8 protein-coding genes are annotated in these 12407 nt (G+C 29.0%); 5 read left to right on the top strand and 3 right to left on the bottom strand.

Annotation, left to right across the window (positions count from 1 at the left end; all coding sequences use genetic code 11):
• The 3 genes from Q0842_RS13880 to Q0842_RS13870 form a co-directional block, all read right to left on the bottom strand.
• Nucleotides 1-1380 (bottom strand): nucleotide sugar dehydrogenase, encoded by a 1380-nt coding sequence (locus tag Q0842_RS13880; protein WP_298499331.1) that lies wholly within the window; start codon nucleotides 1378-1380, stop codon nucleotides 1-3.
• Between the two features lie 4 nt (nucleotides 1381-1384).
• Nucleotides 1385-2368 (bottom strand): SDR family oxidoreductase, encoded by a 984-nt coding sequence (locus tag Q0842_RS13875; protein WP_298499328.1) that lies wholly within the window; start codon nucleotides 2366-2368, stop codon nucleotides 1385-1387.
• Between the two features lie 159 nt (nucleotides 2369-2527).
• Nucleotides 2528-3550 (bottom strand): NAD-dependent epimerase, encoded by a 1023-nt coding sequence (locus Q0842_RS13870; protein WP_298499326.1) that lies wholly within the window; start codon nucleotides 3548-3550, stop codon nucleotides 2528-2530.
• 515 nt (nucleotides 3551-4065) lie between these two features.
• Between Q0842_RS13870 and Q0842_RS13865 the strand changes: the two genes are divergently transcribed.
• The 5 genes from Q0842_RS13865 (at nucleotide 4066) to Q0842_RS13845 (ending at nucleotide 12402) form a co-directional block, all read left to right on the top strand.
• Nucleotides 4066-5970 (top strand): Ig-like domain-containing protein, encoded by a 1905-nt coding sequence (locus Q0842_RS13865; protein ID WP_298499323.1) that lies wholly within the window; start codon nucleotides 4066-4068, stop codon nucleotides 5968-5970.
• 274 nt (nucleotides 5971-6244) lie between these two features.
• On the top strand, nucleotides 6245-7678 hold the full coding sequence (locus tag Q0842_RS13860; RefSeq protein ID WP_298499320.1) for an MBOAT family O-acyltransferase: 1434 nt from the start codon (nucleotides 6245-6247) through the stop codon (nucleotides 7676-7678).
• Between the two features lie 2 nt (nucleotides 7679-7680).
• Nucleotides 7681-8607, top strand: a complete 927-nt coding sequence (locus Q0842_RS13855) for a hypothetical protein (RefSeq protein ID WP_298499317.1) — start codon at nucleotides 7681-7683, stop codon at nucleotides 8605-8607.
• A 706-nt stretch (nucleotides 8608-9313) separates the two neighbouring features.
• On the top strand, nucleotides 9314-10444 hold the full coding sequence (locus Q0842_RS13850; protein ID WP_298499314.1) for an aminotransferase class I/II-fold pyridoxal phosphate-dependent enzyme: 1131 nt from the start codon (nucleotides 9314-9316) through the stop codon (nucleotides 10442-10444).
• Nucleotides 10441-12402, top strand: a complete 1962-nt coding sequence (locus Q0842_RS13845) for a nucleoside-diphosphate sugar epimerase/dehydratase (RefSeq protein WP_298499311.1) — start codon at nucleotides 10441-10443, stop codon at nucleotides 12400-12402. Before Q0842_RS13850 ends, Q0842_RS13845 begins: the two co-directional genes overlap by 4 nt.
• The last annotated feature ends 5 nt before the right edge of the window (nucleotides 12403-12407 follow it).

Raw genomic sequence — 12407 nt, 5'->3', positions numbered from 1 at the left:
TTATTGACCTATTGAAGAATATTCAAAACCTATGTTTTCCATTTCAGTTTTGTCTAGTATATTTCTACCATCAAAAATAAATGCAGGTTTTTTCATTTCATTATATATTTTTTTCCAATCATATGCTTTAAATTCATCCCACTCTGTCATAATAGCGACTGCATGAGCATCTTTTAAAGCTTCATAAGGTGTTGCAGTAGCTTGAATTAATTTACTGTTTTCTTCTTCAGATCTGGTATTTAAATAATTTAAATCTGATTGCATCTTTTCATTTGATACTTTAGGATCATAAACAGCTATTTTTGCTTGTTCATTAAGTAAATGATCGGCAACATAAATCGCTGCAGATTCTCTAGTATCATTGGTGTCTTTTTTAAACGCCCATCCAAGGAAACCAATTTTCTTTCCAGAAACTGTATTATAAAGGGTACTAATAATATTATCAGCAAAACGTCTTTTTTGGTGATCGTTTAAAATGATAACTTGCTCCCAATAATCTGCTACTGCTTGTAAATTATAGCTTCTAGCAATGTATACTAAGTTTAAAATATCTTTTTGGAAACATGAACCTCCAAATCCTACTGAAGATTTTAAGAATTTAGAACCAATTCTTGAATCCATCCCAATGGCTTTGGCAACTTCATCAACATTAGCTTCTGTTTTTTCACATAATTCTGATATCGCATTAATAGACGATATACGTTGTGCTAAAAAGGCATTTGCTGTAAGTTTAGATAATTCTGAAGACCATACGTTAGTTCTTAAAATTTGCTCTTGAGGCACCCAGCTACCATATACATTAGCTAGACTTTCTATTGCTTCTTCTGATTCTCCACCTATTAAAACGCGATCAGGATTTAATAAATCTTGAATAGCGGTGCCTTCAGCTAAAAATTCAGGGTTCGATAGGATATCAAATTTCACATCACTCCCTGTGTTATCTAAAATACTTTTTATTGCTTGAGCCGTCCTTACTGGTAAAGTAGATTTTTCAACGACTATTTTATCTGTTTTAGCAACATCTGCTATGTTTCTAGCACAAAGCTCCACATATTTTAAATCGGCAGCCATTCCTTTTCCTTTTCCATAGGTCTTGGTAGGTGTGTTTACTGATATGAAAATCATTTCTGACTCATCAATAGCTTTGTTAATATCTGTTGAAAAAAACAGATTTTTACCTCTTGTTTCTTTAACAATATCCGCTAAACCTGGTTCGTAGATAGGGAGTTTAGAAACATCTGAATCATTCCAAGCATCAATTCTAGCTTGGTTTATATCCACGATGGTTACTTTAATGTTTGGATTTTTTTTAGCAATAACTGCCATTGTAGGACCTCCTACATATCCTGCACCAATGCAGCAAATTTTTGTAATTTTCATCTTATTATAAATTTTTCCAATACCAATTAACAGCTTCTTTTATACCGTTATTAATATTATATTTAGGATTATAGTTTAATAATTTCTTTGCTTTTTCAACTGAAGCAAGTGAATGAGGAATATCTCCAACTCTGTTTTCACGATGTTTAATTTCTATGTCTTTTATGGATTCATCAAATTGGGAAAGATGTTCTTTTAATAAAGAGGTTAACTCTAATAGGGTAGTTCTATCTCCATAGGCTACATTATATACTGTGTTTAATGCACTTTGATTATTAGTGGTTATAGCTAACATATTCATTTGAACAACATTATCTATATACGTAAAATCTCTTGAGTAACTACCGTCACCGTTTATTATAGGTGATTCATGATTGATAAATTGTTTTACAAAAAGTGGTATTACAGCAGCATAAGCTCCATTTGGATCTTGTCTTCTCCCAAAAACATTAAAATAACGTAAACCAATCGTATCTAATCCATATGCTTTTTGGAATATATCTGCATATAATTCATTAACATATTTTGTGATAGCATAAGGAGATAATGGTTTTCCTATAACGTCTTCTACTTTAGGTAATGCTTCATGATCTCCATAAGTTGAAGAGCTCGCTGCATAAACAAAGCGTTTTACTTTCGCATCACGTGCAGCGACAAGCATATTTAAAAAACCAGATACATTAACATCATTGGTTGTAATAGGATCGTTAATTGATCTTGGTACAGATCCTAAAGCGGCTTCGTGTAATATGTAATCAACACCTTTGCAAGCTTTATGGCAGTCTTCAATATTTCTTATATCTCCTTCAACAAGTTTAAAATTGTTGTTACTTAAAAAAGGTTCTATGTTTTCGCGTTTACCAGTAGAGAAATTGTCTAAGCAGACGGTTTTAATATTGTTTGAAAGTAATGTTTCACAAAGGTTTGAGCCTATAAAACCAGCTCCGCCTGTTACCAATACAGTCTTATTTTGTAGATTTTCTAACATTCAATTTGGGTTTGTTATTAATAGCTGTCACAAATATTAAAAAAAATATTATAACATATACTATTATTATATTAAGTTGACGTTTTTTACGATTAAAATCATTGAGGTGAATTTTAAATGATTTTAATCGATAAAAAGGTAATATACAACTTGAGTTAATTATTTATAATATCCTTTATACCAGTCAACAAAAGCTTTAACACCATGGCTTATGGTGGTGCTTGGTTTGTAGTCATAATCATTTATTAAATCCTCTACATTTGCCCAAGTACGTTCAACATCACCTGGTTGTATAGGAAGCATATTTTTTTCAGCTTCAGTTTCAAGGTTTTTTTCAATCTCTTTTATAAAATCTAATAACTTTACAGAATTGTTATTTCCTATATTATACACTTTATATAAATCGTTTTTTTCTATTCTTTCTTTATTAGGGTTTTCTATAATTCTAATAACGCCCTCGACAATATCATTTATATATGTAAAATCACGTTCCATTTTTCCATAATTAAATACTTTAATAGGTTTGTTATTTACAATCGCGTCTGTAAATAAAAACATAGCCATATCTGGTCTTCCCCATGGACCATAAACAGTAAAAAAACGAAGACCAGTAGTTGGTATTTTAAATAGATGACTATAAGTATGCGCCATTAATTCATTACTTTTTTTTGTTGCCGCATATAAACTTATAGGGTGGTCTACATTATCATCTGTAGAAAATGGAATTTTTTTGTTAAGGCCATAAACACTAGAACTACTTGCATATACTAAGTGCTTTATTTGAAAATTTCTGCAACATTCTAATATGTTTAAAAATCCTACTAAATTAGAATCAACATATGACTCAGGGTTTTCTAAACTATATCTTACCCCAGCTTGTGCGGCTAAATTACATACAACATCAAATTTTTCGTTTTCAAAAAGTTTAGGAAGTTCTTCGCGGTTTTCTAAATTCATCCGTACAAACGAAAAATTATCATGTGTTTTACTATTACAAATACTGTTGAATGTTGAGGCTTGCTTAGTATCAATACCTAATTCTTTCAATCTATTATATTTTAGTTTGGTGTCATAATAATCATTTATATTATCAAGACCAACAACAGTATGTCCTTTACTTGATAAAACTTTTGATGTGAAGAAGCCTATGAAGCCAGCGGCTCCAGTTACAAGTATTTTCATTTTTATTGATTTGAGGTTTTTCTTTAAAAAATTAACTAAATTTCAAATACAAATATGTGAAAAAGATAGTAAGACTTTGTGTATTTGTGTTAAAAAGAATAAATAATCGTTAAAATTAATATTGTTTAATGTTTTAAGCTACAACTATTATGGTGTCTCGCACTATATATTGTATCCATTTTTATTTAATGGGTTTATGTTTTAAACAATTTTACAAAGTTTATCTACTTACAAAAAAGTTATTATTAGGTTATCAACATTACTTTTAAATATTCGATTAACTACTTATTTTTACGACAAAATATATTATTTTAAAAAATATATAGTCCAATTTTAATATTATGGCGTATATGAATCAAAAGCAAAACCGATGAAATGCATTTTGAGCACGATAAAACACATTAAAAGAGAAAAATATTACAATAAAATACATAAATTCGATGAAATGCAAATAAAATCGTTTTAAAGTATATATATTTGAGTCCCCTATAAATCTAAAATTTAGTAGTATTATTATGAAACACCTACATTTAAACCCTAAAGTCTTGACAATTATTATGTTTTTCTTACTATTCTTGCCTTCTTGCAATAATGAAGAATTATTTGTTATTGAAGAATCTGCAATAGTAGCTGAAGAACCTGAACCAGCTGAACCAACAGAAGAAGAAGAAGAAGACCCAAATTCTGAAGATGTTGTTCCTGCAATTGATTTAGTAGACGATAATGTCTCCACTTTACAACATGTTCCAGTTGATATTGAAGCCTATCTTAATGATACAAATTTACCTGAAAGTATTACTTTAACTAATACTAATCCATCTAATGGAGTTTTAAGTGTTAACAATAATGATACAGAAGATAATCTATTAGATGATACTGTTGTTTACACCCCTAATTCTGGTTTTTCTGGAATAGACTCATTTGAATATACTGTTTGTGATGCTACTAACGCTGAGAATTGTGATTCAGCTACAGTAACAATAACTATTGAGCCTATTGAAGATGATATCTCTACGGAATTAAAGGCATTTCCAACAGCGTTTGGCGCGGGTGCTAATAGTACTGGTGGTCGTGGTGGAAAAGTTTGTCATGTTAATACTTTAGAATGGAATCCACCAGGTGAAGCCGTATATGATTCAACTACCGATACATACAGTGGTGGTTTTTATGATTTGTTTTATGGCTTAAATATACCTGCAAAACAAATTGTATTTGATGTAGCAGGAACTATTGTTGTAGGTGGTCCAGTAGGTGGAGTGCCATCTTCTCACGTAGCGCTTACTATGACTGGTAAAGGAAATATAACTATTAGCGGTCAAACTGCACCTGGTAAAATTGTTTTCAAAACCAACTTTTGGTGGCTTCAAAATATGCAAAATGTAATATTTAGATATGTGTCGTTCGCAAGTACTGGTGTTGGTTGGTCTAGACTTAATAACCTAAATGAGGTAGATGCATTATGGATAAGATCAAGTGCAGGTGGTACAACTGAAAATATAATGATAGACCATTGCTCATTTTTCTATGGTACTGATGAGTGTTTAGATGTAAGTGCAACTGGTGCAGGTGCTGTAATTAATAATGTAACTGTACAAAATTGTTTGATGGGAGGTGCAAAAAAAGGAGCAATGTTAGGTTCTAAAGATGGAATTTCAAATAACACATTTTGTTATTCAGCATTTGTAGATTGCAATTATCGCTATCCTAACCTTATTGGCAATGGAAATTCAAGGCAAGATGTATATAATAATTTTATAGAAAACCCAAATCAGAGATTGATTCGAACAACTGGGAATGGTAATTTTAACATACAGAATAATTATATAGCTTATAATTATTATAGTGGTGCAATATATAACAGAATGCAATATCAAGGTGATGGAGTTAATGATAATGGAAGTTTACTATGGTCAAGTGGAAACATTGTGACGAAAGGATATCATGAGTCACCTACAAGTCCAGATTTTGATGATTTATGGGATATTTTTGCAAGTTCATCATTGCCTGCAGGTGATCCAATACCTAATATAGTCAAGGCAAGTAGCCCAATGTCCTTAGTTGGACGAGCTGGTACTATTCATGGTGCAGCTGCAGTGCCTAGTGAAATTTTACCGTATGTTGGAAATAATAAAAGATTAGGTGCTGATGGTTCAGTTATAAATGAATCGTATGAGGTTGATAAATTTTATTTAGATTTAGCAATTAATCCTGTTTCTGCTGGTACATCAAATAGATATCCTAGTATTAAATTCCCTGAGCCTACAAGCAATACACCTTATGTTGACACAGATAAAGATGGAATGCCTGATGATTGGGAAACAAATAATGGATATAATCCAGTAGTAAATGATAGTGCTGAAGATCGTGATGGTGATGGATATACAAATTTAGAAGAGTTTTTAAATATTGTAGATAAATAGTATTTAATAAACAGTTTTTATAAAAATTAAAAAAGCTTTTCATTAAAAAAATGAGAAGCTTTTTTAATACAATTTAAGTGGATAAATTGTGATCATACTCAATATTCATTTAAAAAAGCAAACAAATTATTATTTTGTATCATAATCTAATACAGGTTATAGGGTAAATTTAGTTGTTTGGAGATTTTTTTTGATTGTAAATTTTTGTTAAAAGATATTTACTCCCTAATTAAAGTAAAATGTTTATTAATTAAAAAAAATAAAATTCCCAAATATGTATTTTAATTCATTAGAGTTTTTTATTTTCCTGCCAATAGTATTTATTCTATATTGGTTTATAACAAGAAGGAATTTAAACTATCAAAACCTACTCATAGTTATTGCTAGTTATGTGTTTTATGGCTGGTGGGATTGGCGCTTTTTATCATTAATAGTATTTAGTTCCATTGTTGATTATACAATTGGATTATTACTTAAAAAGGAAGTAACACCATTCAAACGAAAGTTGTTACTTTGGACAAGTATTTGTGTTAATCTAGGATTTTTGGGCTTTTTTAAATACTATAATTTCTTTATTGATAGTTTTGTTGATTCATTTGCCTTTTTTGGAAAACAGGTACAGGTTAATACTTTAAATATTATTCTTCCAGTTGGGATAAGTTTTTATACTTTTCAAACATTAAGTTATACAATTGATGTTTATAACAAAAAGCTTGAACCCACAAACAATATTTTTTCCTTTTTAGCTTTCGTTAGCTTTTTTCCTCAGTTAGTTGCAGGACCTATAGAAAGAGCAACTAATTTATTACCTCAGTTTTATAAAAAAAGAGAATTTAATTACGCTAATGCAATTGATGGACTTCGTCAAGTACTTTGGGGGTTATTTAAAAAAGTTGTTATTGCTGATAATTGTGCAAAATATGCTAATATTATTTTTAATAATTCCGATGATTATTCAGGGAGTACATTGTTATTAGGTGCTTTTTTCTTTGCTTTTCAAATTTATGGGGATTTTTCAGGATATTCAGATATTGCCATAGGAATATCCCGATTGTTTGGTTTTGATTTAAAACGAAACTTTGCATTTCCTTATTTTTCTCGAGATATAGCTGAGTTTTGGAGACGTTGGCATATATCACTTTCCACATGGTTTAGGGACTATTTATATATTCCGCTGGGAGGAAGCCGAGGAGGTACATTCATGAAAATAAGAAATACATTTATAATTTTTATTGTTAGCGGATTTTGGCATGGTGCAAATTGGACTTTTGTTATTTGGGGTTTTTTAAATGCACTTTATTTTTTACCGCTAATGTTAGCTAATAAAAATAGGGTAAATACGAATATTGTGGCACAAGGAAAGTATTTGCCAAATATTAAAGAGTTATTTCAAATAACAATTACATTTTTTATTACGTTGATTGCTTGGGTGTTTTTTAGAGCAAATAACGTTGAGCAAGCCTTTGCATTTATATGGGACATGTTTTCATGGACTTTATTTTCTGCTCCAGAAATATTTCCAAATTATATAATATATTTGGTTTTAGGGTTTATTATAATAGAATGGATTGGGAGACATGGCGAGTATGCAATTGAGCGTATTGACAATATATATAAGCCTTTAAGATGGTCATTATATTTATTATTAATTGTGCTTATGTTTCGTTTTGCTGGTGAAGAACAAGCATTTATTTATTTTCAATTTTAGGTATGAAAAAATTCATAAAAAATTTATTTTTTTTCTTTCTATTCACAATTTTAATAGGAGAATTAATTATAAGGTTTACACATGCAGTAACAGATTTGCCACAACGGACAATTGATGAATATGGAATTCAAAAGTATTATCCAAATCAAAATGGATATTGGAAAGGAGGTGGTCATAAATGGGTGGTTAATAAACTGGGTTGGCCTGGAGAATTGCCAAAGTCATATACTAATTTAATTACAATTTTAGGAGATTCATATATAGAAAATTTCATGAACCCTAATGAATGTCATCAGTCTTTCCTATTAAAAGAAAGGTTGAAAAATTATAATTTTATAGAGGCTGGTAGATCGGGAGTTTCATTTATTGAAGCAATGGAAATCTCCAAACAGTTTGATTCATTAAATCCAAAAACCGAACTTATTTATGTAAATAATAATGATTTTTACGAAAGTATTTCTAGTATTTCTCCAGCTGCAGATATAACTCAATTAAATGTAGAAAAGGAAAAAATCGTATTTGGGCAAATGAAGTCTCCTGGTCTGAAGAAAATACTATATAGTTGGAAACTTCTGTATTATTTTTATAATAGATTTCCTTTAAATTTTTCAAGAGAAAATAAAAAAAATAAAAGCATAGAAAAAACAAAAGATATAGGTAGTTTTAATTACAAGAATGAAATTATAAGTCTTTTAGAATACATTAATAAAAATTATAACATCAAGAATAAAATTATTGTGTTTCATCCTAAATCCGAATTAGAAATAATTAATTTATGCAAAGAAGCAGGGTTTAAATTTATTGTTTTGAATTCAGATAATGATAAAAGCTGGTCTTTTGAACACGATAGCCATTGGACTTGTTATGGTCATAATCAAGCAGCTGAACAAATTGCTAATTATTTAAAAGAAAATGTTCCAGTTGATTAAAAACAGATATTAATTTTTTTATTATAATGTTAATTAGGGTTAGAGTGTGTTTATAAAATGTTTTTATTTTATTGAATTTAAACAATTAATAATATAAGTCTATATCTTAATACGGTTTTGAATTAAGTTCAAAACTTACACATCATACTTAAAGAATGTAAAGAAATGAAAATATTAAATTCATTTATTAGAACCTCTTAAAACACCTTGTTTTTCTAACATTTTTAGTTTTCTTCATGTAGTTATTTTAATATAAATATTTGTTTTTAAAAAAAAGCATAATTGTAGAAATATCGATTATCAGACGATTTTTTCTTTTATAAAATTACTAATATGTAGTTAACCGATTTTAATTACTCTTTTAGCGAAATAAACAAACTCTACTCATATTGTATTAAAACAATTATTAAATTTACATCGTTAAACAGAATTGAATTGATTAATAGCAAGTTAATTTAATTGTATTAAGTAAATAATTAAAAATATTTTTTTCGAAACTCTCTAATATAATTTATTACGTTTTGTAAAAAGTTATAGAAATATTTTTAGAAGATTTAATATAAATAAACTTAAGTTATTAAAGTAAAATTGATTTTGTTACATATGCACGAAGAATTATCCTTTAAAAAATATTTTAGCTTAATGGCATAGTTATTATGACTATGAGTGTATTTGTATGTAATAAATTAAAGTGTAAAGAAAATAAATGTTGACTAAAACTAAAATATATCTTTCATCTCCACATATGGGGGGCTCCGAACAAAAGTTCGTTAATGAAGCATTTGCTACTAATTGGATTGCTCCATTAGGACCTAATGTTAATGGCTTTGAAGCAGATATTAAAAAATATTTAGGTAATAATCATCATGTTGCGGCTTTAAGTTCTGGTACATCAGCTATTCATTTAGCTCTGCAATTACTAGATGTTTGTAAAGGAGACGAAGTATTATGTCAAAGTTTTACATTTTCTGCTTCTGCTAATCCAATTATTTATCAAGGAGCAACGCCTGTTTTTATTGATAGTGAATCTGATACTTGGAATATGTCTCCTGAATTATTAGAGATTGCCATAAAAGATAGGATTGAAAAATATAAAAAACCCAAAGCTATTATAGCTGTACACTTATATGGAATGCCGTATAAGGCAAATGAAATTAACTCTATTGCTAGAAAATACAACATACCTGTAGTTGAAGATAGTGCTGAAGCATTAGGTAGTACTTATTATAATCAAAAATGTGGAAGCCTTTCTGATGCCGGTATACTTTCGTTTAATGGTAATAAAATAATTACAACTTCTGGGGGAGGTGCCCTTGTTGTAAAAACACAAGAATTAAAAGATAAAGCCGTGTTTTTATCAACTCAAGCAAGAGATAATGCTCCGCATTATGAGCATTCATCAATTGGATTCAATTACAGAATGAGTAATGTTTTAGCTGGCATTGGTAGAGGGCAAATGGAAGTATTAGATGATAGAGTTCAAGCAAGAAGAAATAATTTTGAATTTTATAAAAAAAACTTATCTCATTTTGATGGCATAAAGTTTTTAGAAGAACCAGATAATTTTTACTCTAATAGATGGATTACATGTATTGAAACTGAATCTTTTGAAATTAGAGAAAAAATAAGACTAGAATTATTAAAAGACGATATAGAATCTAGACCACTATGGAAACCTATGCACATGCAACCAATTTTTAAAGATTATTTGCATTTTACTAATGGCACATCTGAAAACCTTTTTGATAAAGGTCTTTGTTTACCAAGTGGTTCTAATTTAAGTCAAGATGACTTAGATAGAATTCTTAATAATATTACTAACACCCTCAAGTTATGATAAATAATTACTTTGCCTATTACTCTCAAAAATATGCCTCTAAATGGTTAGTGTTTGGAATTGATTTAACTTTAATTTTATCAACATTCTTTTTAGCTTATTTTATAAGGTTTAACTTTACTCTTAATTTTGATTTAAAGCAGTTTTTCTTTGAACTTCCATTTGTTTTGGTTGTATCTGCTTTAAGTTTCTTAATTGTAGGATCGTTTAAAAGTGTTATCAGACATACTGGTTTTACCGATGTTGTTAATGTTTTCAAAGCTATTACGTTAATGGCTTTTATTTGTGCTTCAGCTGTTTTTGTTAATAGAATTACAAATATAATTCCAGGATTTACAATACCTCGATCTATAATTGTTATGCATGCTTTACTAAGTTTTGTAACTTTAAGTGCAAGTAGATTGCTCTTTAAAATGATTTACAAATATTTAAAATCTAAGCTATTATTAACTAAAAGAGTACTAATTTATGGTACAGGAGATTCTGCTATAGTTACTTATAATGCTCTATTAAATAATGCTAGAACGAGTTTTAATATTATTGCTTTTGTTGATAATGACATTAAAAAGAATGGAAAAGTTATTAATGGCGTTCGTATAGTCTCATGTACTAATTTAGATCAAAACTATATTGAATCAAATGATATAGACGAAATTATAGTAGCTGACCATAATACAGATTCAAGTAAGTTGATGAAATTAATTGATAATCTTTCTGATTCTGATGTTAAAATAACAAAAGTTCCTCCAATTGAACAATGGATTAATGGTGAGTTAAGTGCTAAACAAATTAAACAAGTTCAAATTGAAGATTTATTAGGTAGACCACCTATTGAAATTGATAATCCAAATTTATTAAATGAATTTAGAGGAGAAACAGTTCTTGTTACTGGTGCAGCTGGATCTATTGGAAGTGAATTGGTTAAACAATTATCTGATTTTGATGTAAAACAATTGATTTTAGTTGATCAAGCAGAATCTGCATTATATGATGTACAACAAGATTTAAAGCGTGACGGTAAGCACAATTACACAGCCATTGTAGCAGATATTAGAGATGGTTTAAGAATTGATACAATATTTCAAACTTACAAACCTACAATGGTATTTCATGCTGCAGCTTATAAGCATGTACCACTAATGGAAAAATCTCCTTACGAGGCGATTAAGATAAATGTAAATGGTACTAAATTGTTAGCAGATACCGCTTCAAGATATAATGTTAAAAAATTCGTGTTTGTTTCTACAGATAAGGCTGTAAACCCTACAAGCGTTATGGGGGCTACAAAAAGAATGGCTGAAATGTATATTAGTTGTCTTCAAAAAGAAAGTAAAACTAAGTTTATCACAACACGTTTTGGTAATGTATTAGGTTCTAACGGTTCTGTTATTCCATTATTTAAAAAACAAATAGATGCTGGCAGTCCACTAACCTTAACACACAAAGATATAACTAGATATTTTATGACAATTCCTGAAGCTTCTCAATTAGTTTTAGAAGCTGGAACAATGGGTAAAGGAGGTGAAATATTTATATTTGATATGGGTGAGTCTGTTAAAATTTATGACTTAGCTAAGAATATGATTAAATTATCTGGTTTAAGATACCCAGAAGACATTGATATTAAGATTACAGGACTAAGACCTGGAGAAAAATTATATGAAGAGCTTTTAGCAAATGGAGAAAATACTTTATCTACATATCATAAGAAGATTTTAATTAGTAAAACTAGGGAATTAGACTATGCTAAAATTAAATCTGAAATTGAAGAGCTTTGTATAACTAATCGTTTTCAAAATAATAATATAGTTATGAAAATGAAGAGTTTAATACCTGAATATAAATCTAATAATTCAGAGTATGAGAAATTTGATACAAGAGTTAAGATTTATAAAAAGGCTAAAGGTATCATTGATAATAAATCTAAAGATTCTAAAATATTTAAGACAGTTCAATAAAATTT

The organism is uncultured Algibacter sp. (assembly GCF_947495675.1).
Classification (GTDB): domain Bacteria; phylum Bacteroidota; class Bacteroidia; order Flavobacteriales; family Flavobacteriaceae; genus Algibacter_B.
Note: the sequence above shows the minus strand (reverse complement) of the source record. Positions and strands in the feature narration are given on the sequence as shown.

Excerpts from the sequence above, each read along its gene's own strand:
- Q0842_RS13860 (WP_298499320.1), top strand. The coding sequence starts at position 6,245 with ATGTATTTTAATTCATTAGAGTTTTTTATTTTCCTGCCAATAGTATTT.
- Q0842_RS13880 (WP_298499331.1), bottom strand. The coding sequence starts at position 1,380 with ATGAAAATTACAAAAATTTGCTGCATTGGTGCAGGATATGTAGGAGGT.
- Q0842_RS13855 (WP_298499317.1), top strand. The coding sequence starts at position 7,681 with ATGAAAAAATTCATAAAAAATTTATTTTTTTTCTTTCTATTCACAATT.
- Q0842_RS13870 (WP_298499326.1), bottom strand. The coding sequence starts at position 3,550 with ATGAAAATACTTGTAACTGGAGCCGCTGGCTTCATAGGCTTCTTCACA.
- Q0842_RS13845 (WP_298499311.1), top strand. The coding sequence starts at position 10,441 with ATGATAAATAATTACTTTGCCTATTACTCTCAAAAATATGCCTCTAAA.
- Q0842_RS13850 (WP_298499314.1), top strand. The coding sequence starts at position 9,314 with ATGTTGACTAAAACTAAAATATATCTTTCATCTCCACATATGGGGGGC.
- Q0842_RS13875 (WP_298499328.1), bottom strand. The coding sequence starts at position 2,368 with ATGTTAGAAAATCTACAAAATAAGACTGTATTGGTAACAGGCGGAGCT.
- Q0842_RS13865 (WP_298499323.1), top strand. The coding sequence starts at position 4,066 with ATGAAACACCTACATTTAAACCCTAAAGTCTTGACAATTATTATGTTT.